A 21,347-nucleotide genomic window follows, 5' to 3' on the forward strand; every position below is an offset into this window, starting at 1 on the left:
AAACAGTAATTATTATGAATAACTCATATGACCAATACGACTGGAAAGCAGGGTGAGAAGAACATGACATCTAAAAGAATGTACGACGCAATACAAATTGTAGGCGCATCCGAAAACAATCTAAAACATATTGATCTAACCATACCAAAGGAGCAGCTGGTCGTGTTCGTCGGCGTATCCGGTTCAGGCAAAAGCTCGCTGGCTTTTGATACGATTGCTGTAGAGAGCAGCAGGCAGTGGCAGGCTTCCTATCCTCTTTATTTAAGAAATAGAATGCCGCATTATGAGCGTCCTGCCGTAGAATATATTCAGAATCTGACGCCATCTATCGTGGTGGATCAAAAACCGCTGGGGACCAATACGCGTTCTACGGTAGGGACGGCTACGGATGCAGCTCCATTAATCCGTCTGCTTTTCTCGCGTGTAGGAGAGCCAAGCGCAGGGGCAGCTACAGCGTATTCCTTTAACCATCCGCTGGGCATGTGTCCGATCTGTACCGGTCTTGGGGTACGTCTGGAACTGAATGAAGAGAGCCTGTTTGATCAGGAGAAAACGATTCAGGAAGGCGGAATCCAGTTCAGTCAATTTGCTGCCGGCTGGCAAAGCCGATTGTATCTGGACAACCCGTTTTTGGATTCCAACAAAAAGTTAAAAGACTTTAGTGATCAGGAGTGGTCGATCCTTCGAGAAGGAACCGACCAACCACTGAAAATCGAGTTTATGTCCAATAATACCGGTCAATCGGACAGAGTGGACTATGAAGGAGTAATTCCGCGCTTTCACAGATTGTATCTGAACCGGGATATATCCAAGTTGAAAAAGAGTCTGCAGGATGAGATAGCATCGCATGTCGAGTCACGCCCTTGCTCTGCCTGTCAGGGCACAGGACTGAATCCCAATGCACTGGCATCCAGAATCAATGGTTATAATATTGCAGATTACTATGATATGCAGGCAAGCGAATTGTTGGCTGTCCTTCAAAATATCCATAATCCGGTAGGCGCTTCGATCGCCGGACAAATCGTTAATATTCTGGAACATATGGTTGAGGTGGGGCTCGGATACCTGACGCTGTCACGCAAAACGGATACACTTTCCGGAGGAGAAGTGCAGCGCCTGAAAATGATACGTCATCTGGGAAGTAATCTAAGCAACATTACGTATATTTTTGATGAACCTACGGCCGGACTTCATCCCGACGATGCCAAGCGAATTGCTGCGTTACTGGTCAAGCTGCGAGACAAGCATAATCTGATCATTGTAGTGGAGCATAGTCGTAGCATGATCGAATTGGCAGATGAAGTTATCGAGCTGGGACCCAAAGCAGGCAATCGCGGCGGACAGCTGGTATTCCAGGGTTCGGTGGACTCACTCAAAAAGGCCGATACACAGACAGCACGGGCGCTGCGCGAGCCGGTGACTCCCAATTCGTCGCCTCGCTCATGGACCGATGAATTCCGGATCGATCATGCTACTGTTAATAATCTAAAAGGAATCTCCGTCTCTATACCTAAAGGAGTACTAACTGCTGTCAGCGGGGTAGCAGGCTCCGGCAAAAGCAGCTTGATTCGCAAAGAATTCGTCTCCCGTTATCCGGAAGCCATCGTGATTGACCAGAAAGCGATCGGTACTTCATCCCGATCAACGCCAGCAACCTATACGGGCATCATGGATGAGATACGCAAACAATTCGCCAAAGAAAATGGGGTGGGTCCGGAGTGGTTCAGCTCCAATTCCAAAGGGGCATGTCCAGTATGTAAAGGCACAGGCGAAATCAAGCCAGAAGTAGCTTTTGCCGATGCCGTATCTATCGTTTGTGAAGAATGCAGAGGAGGACGCTTCAATCCCAAAGCATTGAGCTATAAATATTCGGGGAAAAATATTCAAGAGGTACTAGCGCTTACTATTGAGCAGGCATTAACCTTTTTCTCGGAGAAGAAGATCATAACCCGGTTGAACAGCCTGCAGGAGGTGGGCCTTGGCTATATGACGCTCGGTCAGTCTACGAGTACCTTTTCCGGGGGAGAGAATCAGAGATTGAAACTGGCGAGCGAGATACACAAAAAAGGGAACATCTACGTGCTGGATGAGCCGTCTACCGGACTGCATCATCATGATATCCAGCGGTTGATTACATTATTTGATCAGTTGGTCAACAAAGGCAATACGGTGATCATCGTAGAGCATCGCCTGGAGATGATCGCACTGGCTGATTGGGTCATCGATCTGGGACCTGGCGGCGGCCATGAAGGCGGACAAGTCGTATTCAGCGGAACGCCTGCAGATTTGATGAAGTGCGATGAATCGTTGACTGGGCAGTATCTCCGGGCATTGGTAGAGCAATCGAATGGCTAGTTGGCTGGTAGCGGAGCATTTGTAAAAGAATAAATATTATTCAACTTTTCAAATCAAATATACTTCCATAAACTCTACGTATTCAAACAATTTTATGCAAGAAAACAAGGTGCAGCACGAGAAGGCGTTGCATCTTGTTTTCTTTTTATTTTGTGTAAACATGCTCACTCTTTTATAATTATATTTCAGTCTTATAAAATCAGAACTTTAAGAGTACAATTTTGGATATGTGGTAAAGCAGATGTAGAGATTATATAACCTCACTGCTACTCTTAAAGAAAATTACATAAGTGTATGTAAAGCTATGGATGAAATTAGAACAGAGCTGCTTACAAGTAAACTGATTTCGAAAAATCTGAGGTAACTAATTTAGGAGGTTAAAATGAAAATCTGGAAATTAGAACATCATAAAGACAGTATTCAATTAATGGCAGCCGATAATGATAAGTATTTACAATATGAATTTTATAATTTTAGAGGACAAGCGATGCCTATTGAATGGACACAATATCCATTAAAAACGTATCGTAAAACCTATAAGTATCATAACTTTGCTATATACTTGCCCTATATCCCCGTTGTGAATGATAAAACCAAGGAAATTATAGAATCTCTTATTAAAGATTTAGTAGAGTTTTTGCCAGCACAACATGAAAAACATCTTTTCTATTTAGTAAATGTTATTAATGTCTTCGATTGTATTGATCATACGCATTCTGTACCAAGTATTATTGATGATGGTGTTGTACAGAAATATGAAAAATTATATTTTGATGAAAAGCTGCTAACTAATACAGATAAACGCCATATTTTTAAGTTGCCAGGACAAGAAGCGAAGGGTGTTTATGTCTCGGATGAATTTCGATCTCTAATATTAGAGAATAAACTAAAAGGAATTAATTTTCTAGAAGTATGGAAGTCAGAGATAAATATTGAGGAAATAAAATCTCAAGAAAGCGAAACCCAATCGAAATTTAATTCTTATGTAGAAGAAATAAATAGCCAGCCAGGCATATGGTTAAATTGGAACGAAGCTATAAAACTTCTATCCCAAGACAATGGAATAATTAGTAGAGATTGGAAGATTAAAAAAGATCAACGAGGAGAATTAATTATTGGAAGACTAAAAGATGATCTCAATTATGAATTTTTTAGTCCCATTTATATACCGCCGATTTTGCTAGATTTAAATTGGAAAGAAGTAGAAAAATAACAATCTGTAATTATATATAATTAAGTGGGAGTTTCTTTGAAGACGGAGATTATGATACACGAAATGTGCCCAAAATAAATCTGGACAGCAAAATTACTATATGATCTGTCCAAAGTGACTAGTTATTAAAAACAATCCTAGAAAAGGGGAAGGAGAACATAAAGATCAGATGTATTACATTCCTGGCCGGTTCAATCGTCCTGCATTTATTTTTTTATAGAGTTTAACATCGGGTATGCAAAAAGGATTCAGTTTATCTTGAGTAGACGATGACTTTTTAGATTCAATTGAAAATATATAGTTAAGAATGTACAAGACAATATGACTGCATAGAAATTGAAGTAGTGAAAGCAGATCAAATTCTGCAATAGTAAGTAAAATAAAATAGGATATATACATATGTACAAAATACAATGTAATATTTAGTAGATTTATTTCTAAATATCCATTATTATAGCTTTCAAGAAACATAATATGTCACATCATATAAGAGGGGGAAGTAAAATACCCAAGTCGTACTATCATTTATTTAAGCCTGAGGAAGTTGAAAGTAAATATTCACTCATTTCTTTCTATAAACACCAGCCATTTATTCCTCTAACAGAGTTTTATCACTACCAAATCAATAAGATGAGTAGAAAAACAGTAATATCATATGTAAAACAGATTGAACGATTTTTAGAATGGCTTGACGCTGAGAGTAGTATTAATCCTAAGGTTTTTTGGAGTGACGAACCTCATAAAGTACGTTTTAAAATCGAGTTATTTTTAGTTCAAAATATGAATTGTAAAATTAGAAGTAGAGATCATTATCAAGTTATTACCTTAGCTAATAAAAACTCCTCATCGATCAATCATTTCCTTGCCGCTATTAAAGCTTACTACAGATCAATGATTTATTTACGAATGTATTACCACAATAATCCTTTAATTGACGAAAAATATGAATTAAAGAAGCTAATCCCTAAAAGTCAGCGTGAAGGGAGACCACGTCTTTCAAAAGAAGCTGGTACGGAAGAACCTTACTCGAAATCATTTCGGGAACAGTCTGATTCATATTTTAAACTTAGTGGACAGGAATGGATTCCTGTAACAATAGCTGATATTGATCTTCCTCTGAAAATGTATAGAGCCGCTGAAGAGCTAAATTGTGGACTAAGAGATATAGTTATAGTACGACTTTTGTTTGAAACAGGTGCTAGAATTAATGAGATTCTGGAATTGATTTTTAAAGATTATAATAATCGGACAAGTCTTTATGAGATGAGTACCTTAAATAAAGGTAGTTACGGTAAAAGAATAAAATATATACGTTTTAGCTCTGACACCTTAAAACTGCTAAAAAAATATGTGCGAGAAGATCGTAGGCTACATTCTAAAAATCAAAACACGTTTAAAAATATCGAAGAGAACGAGATGCTTTTTTTAACTCGTCAAGGAAAACCATACAACTACAATGCATTTTATTATAACTGGAATAAGATAGTCGAGCATCTAGGATTAAAAATGAATCCGCATAAAGCAAGGCATTGGTTTGTAACAAACATGATGCGTTGTATTTATGAATCGACAGAAAATAAACAAGAAGTAGAACTCAAAAAGAAAGAGCTAATTCAGTATATGAAATGGAAAGATGCTAAGACGATAGATGCATATGAGCACTTTTTTAATGAAGCAAGATTTCGAGATATGCATATTCAAATGTTAGATACTATGTTTCACGCTGAACCGTTATCTATATTACAGAAGAAAACGGTTGAAGTTGATAGTTTTAATATCGAAGATAGCTGGATAGCAGAATTTATAGAGGGGATGGAAAATTAATGAGCCAAGATATAACTCAATTTGAATGGTATCAAATGTTAAATGGAAAAGTTTCTCCTGATATATTGTACTTAAAAAATTCCTCTAACAATTATTTGTGGAATGAAGTTCATCTCCTTAACATTAAGTATCTGACAAAAAATGTAGTGAGATTCCCCTGGGTCAATCATTTTGCTCTTGCAGTGCTTAGTACGACTAATCGGAAATTAAATCCAATTTCTATTAATAATATGATTTCTTCTTTACATGCAAGATTTAGGGATGTATTTGAAGCTTACGAGTTGAAGGCGGTTAAGGAATTACGCGATCATCACATTATTGGGTTAATTAATTCTGAAATTTGCATTACTTTAACTGATAGACAAAGAAGCAACTTTGTTTCTCATTACAAAACGTTTTACTATAATATTTCCAAATGGATTCGCGAAAAGCTTACCGAAGAGGAACTCCAAAATATATCTTCATATATATTGCCCGAATTCGCTTTTGATCATAATGATTTTAAAGTTAGACAACAAGCAATCGATAAAGCTCATAAGAAAAGGAAAGATCAAACTTCAGCTGTAGCTCCTTTATTGCCTTCAATTAGAGCGTAAAGCCATTTTCGATGGAATCAAATCAAGCGCCTGCGTGAAATCACGATTAAAATGATTAAAAAAGTCGAGAGTGGTTTAGAAACATTACCGTTGAGTTTTAGCTATACAGAAAGTGAATTTTTAAATGAGAAATTGTATTTCACATTGCATCGTAATATGGGGTTAAAGAAATTAAATAGAACTGAAGAAGAGATAGTAGATACAAATTATTATTACATTGAATTTATTAAAGCTGAAAGCCTAATAGATAACTCTCAGGGAGACGGTTTGTGGTTTTTTGAGATTATTCAAAATCGCTTTCTAGGCGCCTGGTCTAATTTATGCAGTCCAGAAAGAAAAAAAGAAGGGGAGCTATTCTTTGAAAGTAGAGGTTATGACCTTCTAGAATCTATGCATCCTTTTCAATCAAGAAATAAAGGAGTATTAACGCAAGGATTTCAACTAACTAGACAAAATAATTTTTTCAAAATGTTCAAAAAAAGTAGCTTTTTAATTAATGTCGAACCAATTTATATAGCGTGCATGTTTGCTATGTTCGCTATCGACGTTCAATGCTCCTCAGGAGCAAGATTAAATGAACTACTACAAATTAGTTACGATAAAGAGTGTTGCATAATCATTGAAGATAAAGGTATTGTACCAACTAAAAAAAGTTATATTTTTCGATTGATACCAAAAGGAAGAATAATAGAAGAAAACTACTATATGCCAGAAAATATATTTAAATCGCTAGCTTTTATTATTGAAGAATTAAAAAACCATTACAGTTCAAAAAATTTACCAATCGTTTCGTATAGTGTTACTGCAAGAAAAGAGTTGATTAAGGATAAAAAGTTTGTATTTCAATATGAGGGATCTCATATTAATCACTTTACACTCAATGCTATCATTCGATTTTTGACGCATGGACTTTCAATTGAAACGCAAGAAGGAAAACCAGTCATTCTAACCACTCATCTGCTACGGCATGCTTTTGCTACGCATGCTGCACAAACAGAAAAGTTACCTATCGATATTATTCGCCGAGTACTTCATCAAAGAGATGAATCTGTAACTGAGTACTATTCTGCTCCCACTGGGCAACAAGGTAGCTCCTTACTTGATACCATGCATGAAAACTGGGCTTCTTATATAGATATTCAAAAAGAAGTTGTTCGCGGTCCTGAAGAACTGCAAGAAATATATCAAGAATATAAAGAGAAAGTGGGTACTGTATCTAAAGTGATTGGGGGAGTTTGTACGCTCGATGGTGTCTGTCCTGTTAAAATGGCTTGTATAGGATGTGCGGCTAAAGTTCCTTTACCAGAAAGTAAACACGAAATCGAAGAGGCACATGATTGGGCAGAAGTAAGTAAAGAAAGATTTAATAATCTAGGTTGGGTAATGGCAGTACGTCAATTAAAGACTTATCAAAAAAACGCTAAAATTGAACTCAAAGAAATCAGTCTTATTGAACGATTTGAAAAGGATGAGTATTATGAACCAAATATCGAAGTTAAATAGAATTAAACAAAAAAATGCCAGCTTGACTTCGATATATATTGAAAGAAGTGAACGTGCATTTATACTTGGAAAACAAGCTATAGATGAGTTGAAAGAAAAAAAGGGGCGTATTTCTTATCGTAACATTTCAGAAGTCTCTAAGAAATTTGACTCAACAGGTAAAGGCATTCATCCAAATTCTGTTAAAAGTAACACTAAATTATATGATTACTATAAACAGAACTGTAAAAGACATGTTGCAAATAAAAAATTAAATGGACAATTTCTTACTGAATTACAAAACCGAAAATATCATGAAATAAAGTTAAATCGTTACAAGACAAACTTACAAAAAAGGTACGAAAAATATACTAAAAGTGAATTGATTGAACTCTTGATTCATGCGGAAAATCATATAGCATCACAGAATCAAATGTGGATCAAAGAACAATTTTCTAAATTTAAAGATTAAGCAAATAAATAAGTACTCAAGATAGATAGGAGAGTACTTGTTTATTTGTTTATATCTAGTCTAATCAATCAGAACGTCTATAGGTCTAGCTAAAGGAGATGGGCAAAAAATAACATTTAAAAGCATAAGAAGACGTTCGAGAGCCAGATTTCTCGGAAAAACGATTAAAGTTTAAATGTAGATTGAGTGATTTTTTGCATATAATAATGGAACCATATAAGCATAGTTAACTCCAATCTAAACGAATAAACCCGAATTGAAGAGATAAGGTTCAACTGTTTAAAAAAGACGCGAAAAGAGGAGAAATGTGGCAATTGCTGAATATAGTGGGCCAACAACTCAAGCAGGGATTTCATATCAAAATTCGATCGCAGCGTTATACTCAGGTAGGATGATTGATTCAAAATATTTCTCTCCAGTTGACAAAGTAACTAAAATCAGAGTAGAGGTTCCTGAATATGTTAATGATACTGTCATTACTTTTATAAATGAAGTGAATTGGTACATCCAGGCGAAAAATCTATCTTGAAATGCAATGGCACACAAAGTATCTGGGGGGAATCGATAGAAACCATTGACTACAATATTGATTCCATCAATCAAAAAAAGGATGATCTTGGCAAGTTGCTTTATGTCCTCAATATTTGATTTAGAAACGTAGTATGTCTTAAAGATGTTTAGAAAGATTAGATGCAATCCTACTTACATTTTCCTGTAAGTAGGATTGTTGTATTGAGATCAGTAAGGAGGATGCGCATGAGCAGATTACGTCGTATGAAACCAAAGCAGAGCTGAAAAGAATACCGGGAACTTTTTATACATGGTAAATCACCAAAAACAGACATTTAGTCAAAATACGACTTTTGTGCACATGTCTAACGTATTTGAAGACACTCATGTTTTATCCTAATTTATATCCATAGTTATTACTTATATATTGTATATCCTGCTAGTTTTTTATTATTTAATAATTGCTAATCTTAATTCTTTTATTGCGGCTGTTTGATGCTTTCAATATCTAAATTAAATAAACCCTGTGCAATTTATTTTATGATGACTACATAAGGTTTATTTAATTTTATTAGTTACTACAGTTATTTTATTTAAATAATTATTTATTATTTACTTTAATTCATCTATTGATTCTAGTGAAAATTGCAGTCGATTTAGCATGTCTGGCAATTCCTTAGATAGCTTAATAAAAATGAACTTTCTCATGATCCTCGTCTCATTTTTAAAAAAATTTCTTTAAGAGTTTGATTTCCTTATTTTGGAAAAAAGTGAATGGTTATTTTGATGTTGCATCCTCCTTATTTCCCGAAATAATATCCCTTCTTTATTTCGTCCAGCAGACCCGGGTGCTTCGCCTTCCATCCCAGCCGCTCACTTGTAATTATCGAGGATACAGGATTGTCTGCAGCAGCAAATGTACTCAGCCAACCGAAATGGACTGCAGCTTGATCCGCTTTAATAGAATGGATCGGCAGATCGCTTTCCAGGCCGATCCATTCTGCAATATCCGCAAAAGGAATTCCTTCATCAGCAATTGCATGAAATCGGGCTCCTGGAGTTCCTTGTTCTACAGCCAGTCTGAATAACCGGGCTGCATCGAGCCGGTGTACGGAAGGCCAGCGGTTGGTACCTTTCTCGATAAAAACGGACTTCTTTTTGGAACGTGCGATTTTAATGAGCGAAGGCAGCAGTCCGCCCTGGTCTCCTTCTCCGTATACGATCGGCGGTAAGCGCACTATGGAAGTGCGAATCCCCTTTTCTGCCTGAATCAGCAGAGCTTTCTCCGAGGCCACTCGGCCGCCACCAACCGAGTAAAGATCGCCCTCGTCTTCTTCCCTTGCCAATCTTCCCGCAGTAAGCGTCATCGTCGGCATAGTAATGACGAGTGCCCCTTGTTTTGCGGACAGTGCTGCGCCGAACGTTTCGATCGCACGCCGCTCCATATGGATAGCCGCAGCCATGAACCGAGTAGCCGCCTGACTGGGAGCCCCTCCAAGTGCAATACGCAGACGTGTAGACAGTCCGGCATGCGAAAATTTATGAAAAAACGCGGTATGGATTACCGCATCTGCTTCGGTTGCGGCTTTGCGTAAAAGTGCGGTATCCTCGACAGAACCTCGAATCACTGTCGCACCGATCGAAGTCAGGCGTTCGGCCGCCTCCTGCGAACGAACAAGACCAATCGTTTCGTGTCCATTTTCGATCAGTTCGCGAATAACAGCTGAACCGATAAATCCACTTGCTCCCGTTACTAGAATACGCATTATATTTCCTCCTTGTATGGTGAAGATTTTTCGATTGAACTCTTTGATTCGTTGGAGTCTTTTGTGCTGGAACATTCCCTATCTTCCTGTTGAAGCTAAAGATTCTGAATATGGTACATGTTATTTACTATTTTAGAAGGAAAGTCGATAGAAAGTTTGACTATTCCACGCTTCTTCTTGCCTGATTCGAGACGTTGAATGAATCGAACGTTAACTGCATTGGCTGCGCCAAAAAGACCTGCCACCCAGAGGACAGCAGGTCTTTTTAGAGTAACCGACAAGATCTATAGAAAATGATAGACTTAGGGGAATCATTTCTTTCCTTAGGCGAATACTTATAGGCTAAGCTGACAAATAGCGACTACTGTCTCCATTTGGCGATGTCTCGACTCGGCGGACTACCGAAAAAACGGCTGTAATCACGGCTGAACTGCGAATCGCTCACGTAACCGACTAACCGGCAGGCGGTAATCGCATCCCGTTCCCCGGAAAGCATCAATCGCCGGGCTTCCTGTAGACGGAGTGCTTTCTGATACTGCAGTGGACTTACCGCGGTGACCGACTTGAAATGTTCTCGGAACGATGACTCGCTAAGATGGACCATATCCGCCAGCTCAGCAATTTTGAACGACTCAGTAAAATGGTTCTGCAGCCAGTCAATGGCTTTAGCAACGCGCTGTATGCTCGATCCGGCTAGTACCGTTTCTGCTACGTAAATCCCGATTGGACTGCGCAGCAGACGGATAAAAATTTCGTCTTCGGCCAGCGAGAGCAGCAGTCCGTTATCATCGAAATCGTCCAGGCATGCTACCAAGCGAGACATAGAAGCGATCAGCGCTGGTTCGGCTTCCAATACATAGGCTGCACTCCGGTTTTCCATTATAGGCAGTCCGTCCGGGTAAACTTTCGGGACGAGCGCGGCAATTTTATTCGGATCAAGATAAAAGCCTACAGCCAAGAATGGTTCGAATGGACTTGCCTGCACTGTCCGGATGGCTACAGGCAAGGCTACCGGAATGACCAGCAATTGGGCGCCAAAATATTCGGCCGTTTCCTCGCCGATTTTAATGATTTTTTTGCCTTGTGCTGCGATTCCTATGGTTGGCCAATACATGGTATGCATATAATCAGACGGTTCCGGCTGTGAATAACGGTTGAAATATAATCCAGGAATACGCGCGGCGGAGGTGCCATCCTGCGTCATATGTGAATCAATCAGTCGGGCCAAACGGGCCGTTTCCTCCCGTGCCTGTTCTTGCTTGTGTCCCGGTGAATGTTCGCTCCATTTGTTCATGATCCAGTATGCAGCTCCTATCGGCTAGATTTGATTTTCATCTTACCATATTCCGATCTTATGAATAAAAAAGCGCCAAACTCTTTAGAGGATTTGACGCAATAAACGAAAAGACTACCGAATGTCTGGTGGATCTTCAGCTGCCGCCAGTTTTTGCAGAATATCCTCACTATAGTGCTCGACGCCAACATTCTCCATATCAGGTTGCCCATTAATTTTGCTAGCTACAATTGAATAATGCTTGAGATGCAAAAAAGATAGCTCTTTAAGAGCTCTCTTTTTTACTGATATATTTTAAACGCCATGGAAAAAGATAAATGTAGGAAGGTGGTATTTATAATACTCAGTCCCTGTTTTGTGTACGAAAATAAATGCAGGACGAACGGGCCTTCCTGGAAAGTAATACATTTGTTCTTTGTAGGGTCCTTCCCCTTCCGTAAACTTGGTTAACGTAGATGTGCCTATATCTACCGTATCAACGTACGCCCACTTTTGCCCGTACGCTTCAATTTCTGGCGCGTGCGCTGCCCATCGCTTGGCGGTAGAATATATCGTTGGTTTCACCTGGTACATCAGAAACAGTTCTGTACTCATATAAATAACGAATAGTGCACCGATCGCCAGTGTCCATTTCAGAGCTCGTCTGCGCATATTCACACCTCTATTTCTTTATTAATTAGACCGGATAAAATATCGACAGTTAGCCGTCATCGCATCAATCCCTTTCATTTTAGGCTCTCTACGCTGTCCCTCTGGCGTGATTAATGTTCCATACTTCCTTGCCCTTGTAATCAGCGGAGAACCAAGTATAGGCGCTAACGAGCCTGCTGATGCCGTACAGAAAATGTTTGTTTATTATCATAGTTTTCAAATAACTTTGAAGGTGTAATATGTAAAGCTACTAATTTTTTTGTGAAGTATTTAAAGAGATATTACGCTCTCCACGCTCAATTTTGTACCTTTCAATGCATATTATCATTGTTCAATTCTGCTCCACATCCAATCCAAGTTGGATCAATTGTTATGTTCATTATATAAAAAGACCTCTTGTCAGTTTAAAAATGCACAAGAGGTCTCCCAAAAACTTGATTTAATAATAGCTTACATCACGCAGTATTCAGACTTTGATTTTACGACCTTTCCAACTTACGGAACGGAAAACATTCACCCTGATAAAGGAATATAGATAGATGCCTATAAAAAACGCAAACCATATCGGGTAAACAAGAAAAATCGCTTTTTTGAAGTCCCCGACTCTGCCGGCAAACCATCCTGTCTGAATGGCATACAGGACATATAATATCCCGCTCAACAGGATCGCGGCAGGATTCCATCCCATCAGGGAAGAGATTAGAGCGGATGCAGCAATGAAACTGCCGGATATCCATAAGATGACCATGAACATGACAACCGGATGCGTCGATTTGGAACCGACGGCAAAACTTTTACACCAGCCCTCAATCAGACTGCCAATGCCTTCGGGATACATGCGCAGAGATATAATACCCTTTCCCCCCGGCAGCGAACAGGAAGGTTCTGTTCAAGAAACGCCTCCCCCAGTGCCAGATCATCCATAATAGCTCCTTCGATTTTTTTATGCCCGCCGGACAAAAAATAATCATCACGATTGCATAAAATGCACGGACCGAACGAACCCGCCGTTTTAAACCGCGAACCCCAAACGGTAAACAGGTTCATCCCGGTTACAACGATAATGTTAAAAATAACAGAAAGATGTTCATACAAGCGCTCCACCGTATGAAAAGGCTGCAGCGCCGTAATGCCTCTGGCTCCCTTTTCCTGATAGAACTGAAGCAGATGACTTAGACCGTTTGCGCTTTCGAATTTGGTATCTGCGTCCAAAAATAACAACCAGCTTCCTTGGGCCTGTTCGGCGCCGTACCAGCAGGCTGAGGATTTTCCCGCTCCTTCGTTTCGCAGCACCTTTGCACCAAAACTCTCTGCTACAGCAACAGTCTTGTCCGATGAATCGTCATCCACTACCAGAATTTCGAATGAGTTGAATCGTTGCTCCTGCAGGGATCGCAGTAAAGGTACAATCCGTTCTTCTTCATTTCTGGCGGGAATAATAATAGACAGAAACGGTAGACCTTTTGCAGTTCTGGAAGAGGAAAAAGGCACTGGTAGCGACCAGAACATGAGGCAACCAGCTATAACTGCCGCGAATCCAATCGCCAGTTTGATAATGTCCAAAGCCGTTATAACATTCGCCCCCTTTTTTATTTCACCGAATAATCAAACAGCTCGCCCGTATCGTCCTGGATCAATTCCTGAGCGGCAATTTTGGCTGACAAGAGCACAATCGGAACGCCGGCACCGGGATGCGTACTGCTTCCGGTAAAGTACAGGTTTTCACAATCGCTCGCTTTGCTTTGCGGTCGATAATGGTTGCTTTGTTTTAAAATGGGCTGCAAACCAAATGTAGCGCCATTATACGCATTGAACTTGGAACTGAAATCCAGTGGCGTGATATGGGTTTCGGTTACAATCTCATTGTCCACATTTTCAAAACCACGAATCTTTTTCAATTCATTCAAAATGTAACCGCGATAATAAGCGATAGTCTCCTCATCCCATTTATAATTGGATGTTGCGGCATTCGATACAGGCATCAGGATATACAACCCGTCTTTCCCTTCAGGAGCAAGCGATGGATCTGCTTTTGACGCAATGTATACATAAAAAGAAGCATTCGTCAGTTTTTTTCCGTCAAAAATATCGTTAAGATTCTGATCCAGATCCTCATTGAAAATAAAATTATGCACATGGTCTGTTTCTTCATACTTTCGGTTCATACCGAGATACAGCAGAAAACAGGAACAAGAGTACTGCATACTGTCGACTTTCTCATCCGTATACTGTCCTTTAGAAGACTTGTCTTGTACCAGATGCTTGATCGCATACGGGAAGTCTGCATTACAAACCACATAATCCGAAGAAATGTTTTGTCCGTCTACGACAATCCCTTCTGCTTTTTGATTGTGAATGGAGATCTCTTGTACTGCTTGGCCGTAATGAATGACTCCTCCCAGCTCTTTGAAGAGTCTTTCCATCGACAAAGCCATCGTATACATTCCGCCCTTAATAAACCATACTCCGTACAAAAATTGAAGCATCGGAATCATCGTATAAAAAGAAGGACTGGTTAGAGGAGAAATGCCGATATATAACGTTTGAAAGCTAATCATCTGTCTCAGCCGTTTATTCTTGATATACCGGCCGACAAATTTATCCGCCGTATCATAAGGCTTCAGCTTTAAAGCTTTCTTGAGCATCGGGAGGTTATAAAAGTCACTCCTTTTGCGGAAAGGTCTGGAAAGAATATAATGTTTGGCAATAATAAATTTTTGGTAAATTTCATGCAAATACCGAAAAAAGCCGGCTGTATCTTCTTCGCTAATCGCTTCGATCGTTTTGGTCAGCTTAATCATGTCGGAGGAGATATCAAAAGGTTCGTCAGGAATATCGCTGAAATAAGCCCGATAGATCGGATCCAATTTTTCCATAGGAATATAATCATCCGGGTCGCGGCCGCACATTTCGAAGATTTCCCGGTAGATTTCCGGCATCATCACGATGCTCGGCCCCAAATCGAATGTATAGCCCCCCCCAGCTCAATCCGATTCATTTTGCCGCCAGGCGTCGAGCCTTTTTCATAAATTTCAACCTGATAGCCCGCAACCTGCAGCCTTATGGCAGTGGCAAGGCCTGCCACCCCGCTTCCGATGACGATCACCTTTTTATTCATACAAAATCCTCATTTCCGCATCCTGTTTTCTTTGCACGGATACCGGTTTGTTTACAGAATCCGCTTTCTCAACTTCTTCAATGCTTTCATGTTTCGCTCGGAATAAGGCGGGAATTTGCCCGAAAAGCGTAGGTAATGATACGTTCGAACACTCGTTTTTTCATAGCTAAAAGCCAAAAAACCAGCTTTGCCATGATAAGCCCCATATCCGCTTTGGCCGACTCCTCCAAATGCGATATGGGGACTCGCAGCATGATGGATCACTTGATTGACACTGATCGTCGAGGAGCGCATGTATCCGTTAAACTGCTCAATTCGACGTTTATCAGTGCTGAATATGTATCCTGTAAGCGCATCACGCTGCAGACTGCCACTGGATAATAATGAATTCAAATCAGTATAGGGAATGACTGGAAGAACCGGACCGAAAATTTCTTCTTCCAGGACTGGGCTTCCCGGCTCGATATCCGTTAACACCGTTGGAGCAATAAACCGGTCAGCTGAATCATATGCGCCGCCATGCCGAACGGTACCCTGCCCGATAAAATCTACTACTTTTTGAAAATGGGCATCAGTACAGATTCTGCCATAGTCTCCACTGGTCTGAGGCTGCTCCCCATAGAAGTCGGAAAGTACGGTAGAAATTTCATCCAGCGTTTTTTCGTAAACGGAACGATGGACAAAAAGAGTATCCGGCGCAATACAAGTTTGGCCGGCATTGAGGAATTTTCCCCATACGATATCCCTGACAGTGGCTGAAGAAAAGCCTGTTTCGTCAAGGATACACGGATTTTTCCCGCCAAGTTCCAGAATCACTGGCGTAAGCTGCTTGGCTGCCTGATCGGCAACCAGCTTGCCGGTTTGCCCGCTTCCAGTGAAAAAAATCAAATCAAACGGAGCAGAAGTCAGCTGGCTGGCGATTTTCGAATCTCCTGTTACCACATGCAGTTGTTCAAGCGGAAATGCTTGGTTAATGATTTCTTTGAGCAGTTCAGCCGTTGCCGGCGCATATTCGGACGGTTTGATAATGCAGGAGTTCCCTCCTGCGATAGCCCCGATCACAGGCATCAAGGTGAGCTGAACCGGATAATTCCACGAACCGATGATCAGTACGCTCCCGTGCGGATGTCTTTTTTTACGAAAAACTTCCACATAGCCTAATTTAAGATACCGAGCGCTCGTTGATCGGTTCCATCTGTTCAAATGCTTGCACACATAATCGATTTCGTTCAGCAAAACAGCAAGCTCCGAGGAAAAAGATTCAAATGCCGGCTTGCCCAAATCGGAAAAAAGCGCATCGGTCAGTTCTTTTTCGCGCTCTACAATGATGTTTTTCAGCTTTAAAAGCTGTTTTTTGCGCATCTCGCTTGAAGGGCTGCCTTGGCGCAGCAGTTCTTCTCGCTGCCTTTCAGGCAAGGTCTGCAGAAAACGATTTTCATTGTCCGACATGGGAAACATCCCTTTGTACGATTTTTTTGCTGACAAGCTGGCCGCTTAACGTAACCATAGGCATTCCGCCTCCCGGATTTACCGTACCGCCTACAAAATAGAGATTGTTATAGCGTTCACTTTGTTTTGCATGTTTGAATCCTTTATTTTTTTTACGATTTGATACCGTTCCGTAAATAGCACCGCGGTCAGAGCCATACGTTTTTCTGATATCTTCCGGTGTCCACATATCTCTGGTCACGATATTGGCTCGCAAATCATCTAAGCCCATTTTTTCCAGTTTGATCAGTACTCGCTCGGCAAATTGCTCATAGTCCTGCTGAGTGAACGGTTTCTGATCCCGTATGTAAGGAATATGGGGCAATACTTTGATATTTTCATGTCCCTCAGGAGCCTGCGACGGATCAGTTTTATTGACATTAACCAAATAAATAACCGGATCCTCTGGCAGGGTATGTTCATGGAAAATGGACTGCATTTGCTGCTTCATATTTTCTGCGAAAAAGAAATTATGATGGCGAAGCTGAGGATAGCTTTTTTTCACGCCCAAATGCAATACGAGACCCGAACTGGCTGGCTCGAATTTTTTCTTTAATTTGTCTACAAAGCGGTTGTCTTCGTCCAGTAAGCGTTCGTAAACCGGGATGACCTCCATATTGGAAACATAATAATCCGCAGTCAGCTTTGTTCCGTCTTCCAAAAAAGCTCCCGTGATTTCATCGTTGTTTTTTTCGAGTTTGACGATTGGTGTCCCGAGATGGAAATGAACGCCCACTTCTTCAGCCAGCTTCACCAAACCGTCTGCCAGCTTATTCAATCCGCCGGGTACATACCATAGTCCCTGATCATGCTGCATGTAAATCATCATATTCAAAACGGCCGGTGCGTCGTAAGGCGACGAACCCACATATTTGATAAAGTAGGACAGCATATCGCGCAATTGTTTATTGCTGATTCGCTTGTCGATTGCTCCATGAACAGTAGAGAACAAATCGAAATTTCTTAACGCACCAAACAGGCTCGTATGTTTCATAATTTCTCTTGTGCTATCTACACCATGTTTAAAATAGGTTTTGTCCGTCATATTGTAGATCTTTTTGGAATATTCAAGCAGATTCTGATACTCGCGCATGTCTTTTTCGCTCAGGGAATCGTTCTTCTCCTGCATATCCTGCAGATTTTCATATAAGTCGATGATATTTCCGTCAGGGAAAAAGGAACGCCATTGATGATTCAGCTTTTCGATCTGCACATAGTCCTTCATCGATTTGCCGCTGGCAACAAACAAATTCTCAAACACTTGAGGCATTGTCAGAATAGACGGTCCCAAATCAAAACCGAAACCGTCCTGATCCAGTCGGTTCAATTTTCCTCCGATGTGATTGTTTTTTTCATATAAAGATACCTCATATCCTGCCTGTGCCAGCGAAATGGCAGCTGACAGTCCTCCAAGTCCGCCTCCGATAACCACTACGTTTTTGTTTGTCGTTTTCACTTGTATTGTTTCTCCTTCCATCAATCAAGAATGGTGTTCATTGTTGCGCCAAGCCGGCATATGCCTTACTTTATTCTGCATACCGCTCATTCGCCGTTTCTCTGATTTTACGTGCGATCAATTCCCAGGCTTCCTCCGCTTTTTCTTTTGGACCCAGGTGAGTAAAAGCGTGTTTGCAGTCTTTGAATACTTTTTCCTCAATATGTACCCCAGCTTCCTTTAATTTCTCCGCATAACATTCCGCTTCTGGCCTGAAAGCATCATGTTCTGCGATGAGAATAAGGGCGGGTGCCAAATGTTCGCTTACGACAGCGCGAACCGGAGAAGCGAGAGGATGTTCTGCTTGACCTTTTTCCGGGACGTAGCACATGTTCAAAAAGTGAGCGGCCTGGGGATATCGTGCCCGCCATTTGTCCGTTTCCGGCTTGTTGGCATGCGGAGTCGCAAAATCCAGCATCGGGCATGACAGCACTTGTAGCAGCGGTTGCTTTTCCTTTTTTTCCTCCAAATAGAGACAGAGCGCAGCGGCCAGATTGGCTCCCGAGCTTTGTCCGCCGACCATCATTTTTTTCGTGTCAATGTTCAAATCGTCGGCTCTGCTCTGGATCCATCGAAACACTTCATAGACTTGTTCGACTGGATTGGGAAAAGGATACTCCGGCGCTTTTGCGTACTCTACATTCGCAATGATGCATGCCGTCCGGTTGGCCAGGTAACGGCAGTACGGATCGTCCATCTCCTTGTCGTGCATGATGAACGCTCCCCCGTGAAAATTAATATACAACGGGAGTTTTTTCAGTGTGGTTTCCGAGGGATAATAGAAGGAAATATCCGTAAGTTTTACAGATGTCTCTACTTTCATCTCTTTTTTTTCCTTCACTGGCTCGAAGGGGAGCATGGGCGTCTTTTTCGCCTGATTGGGGAAAAGACGAAGTAACCTTGCAGCCGTATGGGTGAACATTAGGATAACCTCGCTTTTTAACCGTTTAAACTGAAAATGAATCGTTTCTAGCATTAGTTCTCTAATGCTATTACCCTTTTTTCCTTTAAATGTACTAACTTTTAAAAAAAAGCGTCAAATACTGATTAATCAGCGTTTGACGTCACTTTTTTTTGAAGAATATCTTAATATTAGTTACGATTTGCAAAAAGAGTGAAGCTGTCCAAACTATTTTAGAAAAAAAACAGATGTCACCTTAGTTATGGTCGCTTTCAACGAAAAAAGATTAATAACTGAAAAATAGCTTATTTGAAACAGGAGGTTATCTCATGATTACCCATCAGGATTTACGTTATTTAGAGCGCTGTATTGAACTCGCTGAAGAAGCACTGAATGGCGGCAATGCTCCATTTGGTTCTATTCTGGTATCAGAAGACGGCAGGGTGCTCGCAGAAGATTATAATCGTATTGCCGGAGGAGATGATACGCAGCATCCCGAATTTGCTCTGGCCCGTTGGGCAGCTGCTCATATGACACCAGAAGAACGTGCACGCGCAACGGTATACACATCAGGCGAGCATTGCGCTATGTGCGCTGCTGCCCATGGCTGGGTAGGACTGGGACGTATCGTCTATGCAAGTTCATCTGCACAGCTGGAACAGTGGCTTGCCGAGTGGAATGACGAGCCTTCCCGGGTACATACGCTGTCCATCGAGCAGGTCATTCGCGATACGCCGGTAGATGGACCGGTTCCCGAACTGGCTGAAAAAGTATATCTACTGCACCGTCAGATGCATAACCAACAGAAGCAGTAGTCATAAGTTGTGTTCAATAGCAGACAAAGCTGGTTGAAATACACGTTTCATAAGCCGAACAACTGTGTTACGTGGCAGCCATCTGGGGAGCTGAGCCATGATATAATTGCCACGTCCTGCAATGACGCTGCTGCAATCTTTATCAATGGCTCGAAAGGCTGCATGGACGACATCGATCGGTTCCATTCGCTTGCTGGTCAGATGCTCCGAACCGGACGTGATATGAAAGGAGCTTTTGGTCTCGCCCGGGCATAGCGCCATAATCCGTACACCACTGTTGTGATATTCCGCCCACAAGGCCTCCGTAAAAGAAAGGACATAAGCTTTGGTAGCTGCGTATACGGCCATATAGGGTACAGGCTGAAAGGCTGTTAGAGAAGCTACGTTTACAATTACTCCCTCTCTACGCTCCTTCAACTCTCCCAGAAACTGCTGTGTCAATCCTGTTAAAGACAACATATTCAGCTGCATCTCCTGTCTGATCCGTTCCAGAGGAATCTCATCGAATCGACCCAGTGTGCCAAATCCTGCATTATTGATAAGAATATCCACCGACAACCCAAGTCTATCGATTTCTCCTTTGATATAATCATCTGCGCCGATTATGGAGAGATCGGTAGAAATGACAGTAACACGAATAGAAAAAGTATTCTGAAGATTAGCAGCGATCTGTTGAAGTTTCTCCTCCGAGCGAGCTACCAATACGAGATCGCATCCTTTTTGGGCAAGCTCATGAGCGAATACTTCACCGATTCCCGAAGAAGCTCCAGTGACAAGTGCTGTTTTTTGTGAATAGTTCATTTCATATCCTCCTTTATTATGATCAAATAATCAAACTCTTAATCATTATATTCAAAAAAATGACTCTCTTTCATTTCTGCAAGAAAGCCAATTTTGTTACTCCGATATATTTTTGTCCGGATGATGGATAACCTTTTCGGCAGCCTGAATGATAGATTGAAGCTGCTTGATAACGGCATCATCAAAAGACAAATGGTAATATACTTCTGTTTTTTCTTTGATGGAATATAGAATTCCAGCCTGCTTCAAAATGCGCAAATGATGGGATACAGCGGGTCTGGACAAGGGAGATTGTGCGACCACCTGTGCCACATTCATTCGTTTGGATATCATGAACATCATCAGAATATCCTGTCGGATCGGATCTGCCATCGCTTTGAAAATATCGGTAGACTTGCGAATTTCCTGTATTAGAGCTTTCTTTTGTTCCAGCAGTTCATCCTGCTCGCCGTATTCTTTCATGGTATCCCGCCTGTTTGGAATGATTAAATATTTGATTACTTGATTACTATAATGAATTGCGACAGAGAAAGCAACCCTGAAATCCCACTCAAATGACAGACCAA

The 21,347-nt window shown here is 41.0% G+C and carries 19 protein-coding genes; 8 read left to right on the forward strand and 11 right to left on the reverse strand.

The annotated features are described in order from the left end of the window. The first annotated feature begins 78 nt into the window (after positions 1-78). The 7 genes from AR543_RS14135 (at position 79) to AR543_RS24075 (ending at position 8,471) form a co-directional block, all read left to right on the forward strand. Positions 79-2,355 (forward strand): ATP-binding cassette domain-containing protein, encoded by a 2,277-nt coding sequence (locus AR543_RS14135; protein WP_060536788.1) that lies wholly within the window; start codon positions 79-81, stop codon positions 2,353-2,355. A gap of 382 nt (positions 2,356-2,737) precedes the next feature. Further along, positions 2,738-3,568, forward strand: coding sequence for an imm11 family protein (locus AR543_RS14140; protein WP_060535126.1), 831 nt, complete (start codon positions 2,738-2,740; stop codon positions 3,566-3,568). 474 nt (positions 3,569-4,042) lie between these two features. Next, entirely contained in the window at positions 4,043-5,392 is a 1,350-nt protein-coding gene (locus tag AR543_RS14145) for a tyrosine-type recombinase/integrase (RefSeq protein WP_060535127.1), read from the forward strand. After that, positions 5,392-5,988 (forward strand): hypothetical protein, encoded by a 597-nt coding sequence (locus AR543_RS14150; RefSeq protein WP_060535128.1) that lies wholly within the window; start codon positions 5,392-5,394, stop codon positions 5,986-5,988. The genes AR543_RS14145 and AR543_RS14150 overlap by 1 nt, the downstream gene beginning before the upstream one ends. A 51-nt stretch (positions 5,989-6,039) precedes the next feature. Further along, a complete protein-coding gene (locus AR543_RS14155) occupies positions 6,040-7,491 on the forward strand; it encodes a site-specific integrase (protein ID WP_060535129.1) in 1,452 nt (483 codons plus the stop codon). Next, positions 7,466-7,942 carry a hypothetical protein gene (locus AR543_RS14160; RefSeq protein WP_060535130.1) on the forward strand — a complete coding sequence of 159 codons (477 nt, stop codon included), beginning with the start codon at positions 7,466-7,468 and terminating at the stop codon, positions 7,940-7,942. Before AR543_RS14155 ends, AR543_RS14160 begins: the two co-directional genes overlap by 26 nt. A gap of 307 nt (positions 7,943-8,249) precedes the next feature. Beyond that, positions 8,250-8,471, forward strand: a complete 222-nt coding sequence (locus AR543_RS24075) for a hypothetical protein (protein WP_145953921.1) — start codon at positions 8,250-8,252, stop codon at positions 8,469-8,471. Positions 8,472-9,252: 781 nt separating this feature from the next. On the opposite strand, the gene AR543_RS14170 is transcribed toward AR543_RS24075, so the two are convergent. The 9 genes from AR543_RS14170 to AR543_RS14205 form a co-directional block, all read right to left on the reverse strand. Then, entirely contained in the window at positions 9,253-10,218 is a 966-nt protein-coding gene (locus AR543_RS14170) for an SDR family oxidoreductase (protein ID WP_060535132.1), read from the reverse strand. Positions 10,219-10,579: 361 nt separating this feature from the next. Next, a complete protein-coding gene (locus AR543_RS14175) occupies positions 10,580-11,512 on the reverse strand; it encodes an AraC family transcriptional regulator (RefSeq protein ID WP_060535133.1) in 933 nt (310 codons plus the stop codon). A 294-nt stretch (positions 11,513-11,806) separates the two neighbouring features. Continuing rightward, positions 11,807-12,163: a hypothetical protein gene (locus AR543_RS14180; RefSeq protein WP_060535134.1), complete on the reverse strand. Its 357-nt coding sequence runs from the start codon at positions 12,161-12,163 to the stop codon at positions 11,807-11,809. Between the two features lie 810 nt (positions 12,164-12,973). Further along, positions 12,974-13,726, reverse strand: a complete 753-nt coding sequence (locus AR543_RS14185) for a glycosyltransferase (RefSeq protein ID WP_227871752.1) — start codon at positions 13,724-13,726, stop codon at positions 12,974-12,976. 26 nt (positions 13,727-13,752) lie between these two features. Beyond that, the gene (locus AR543_RS14190; protein ID WP_237087967.1) at positions 13,753-15,105 is read right to left on the reverse strand and encodes a phytoene desaturase family protein; all 1,353 of its coding nucleotides are present in this window, start codon (positions 15,103-15,105) and stop codon (positions 13,753-13,755) included. Further along, positions 15,105-15,281, reverse strand: coding sequence for an FAD-dependent oxidoreductase (locus AR543_RS24840; RefSeq protein WP_237087968.1), 177 nt, complete (start codon positions 15,279-15,281; stop codon positions 15,105-15,107). The genes AR543_RS14190 and AR543_RS24840 overlap by 1 nt, the downstream gene beginning before the upstream one ends. Before the next feature lie 51 nt (positions 15,282-15,332). Further along, the gene (locus tag AR543_RS14195; protein ID WP_060535135.1) at positions 15,333-16,730 is read right to left on the reverse strand and encodes an aldehyde dehydrogenase family protein; all 1,398 of its coding nucleotides are present in this window, start codon (positions 16,728-16,730) and stop codon (positions 15,333-15,335) included. Then, positions 16,717-18,225: a phytoene desaturase family protein gene (locus tag AR543_RS14200; protein WP_060535136.1), complete on the reverse strand. Its 1,509-nt coding sequence runs from the start codon at positions 18,223-18,225 to the stop codon at positions 16,717-16,719. Before AR543_RS14200 ends, AR543_RS14195 begins: the two co-directional genes overlap by 14 nt. A gap of 70 nt (positions 18,226-18,295) precedes the next feature. Then, on the reverse strand, positions 18,296-19,240 hold the full coding sequence (locus tag AR543_RS14205; RefSeq protein ID WP_335582694.1) for an alpha/beta hydrolase: 945 nt from the start codon (positions 19,238-19,240) through the stop codon (positions 18,296-18,298). 254 nt (positions 19,241-19,494) lie between these two features. Here AR543_RS14205 and AR543_RS14210 point away from each other — a divergent pair, with 254 nt between their 5' ends. Continuing rightward, positions 19,495-19,980, forward strand: coding sequence for a nucleoside deaminase (locus tag AR543_RS14210; RefSeq protein ID WP_060535137.1), 486 nt, complete (start codon positions 19,495-19,497; stop codon positions 19,978-19,980). On the opposite strand, the gene AR543_RS14215 is transcribed toward AR543_RS14210, so the two are convergent. Next, the gene (locus AR543_RS14215) at positions 19,981-20,781 is read right to left on the reverse strand and encodes an SDR family NAD(P)-dependent oxidoreductase (protein WP_060535138.1); all 801 of its coding nucleotides are present in this window, start codon (positions 20,779-20,781) and stop codon (positions 19,981-19,983) included. Positions 20,782-20,877: 96 nt separating this feature from the next. After that, positions 20,878-21,243, reverse strand: a complete 366-nt coding sequence (locus AR543_RS14220; RefSeq protein ID WP_060535139.1) for an ArsR/SmtB family transcription factor — start codon at positions 21,241-21,243, stop codon at positions 20,878-20,880. Positions 21,244-21,347 lie beyond the last annotated feature (104 nt).

Source organism: Paenibacillus bovis (assembly GCF_001421015.2).
Lineage (GTDB): Bacteria > Bacillota > Bacilli > Paenibacillales > Paenibacillaceae > Saccharibacillus > Saccharibacillus bovis.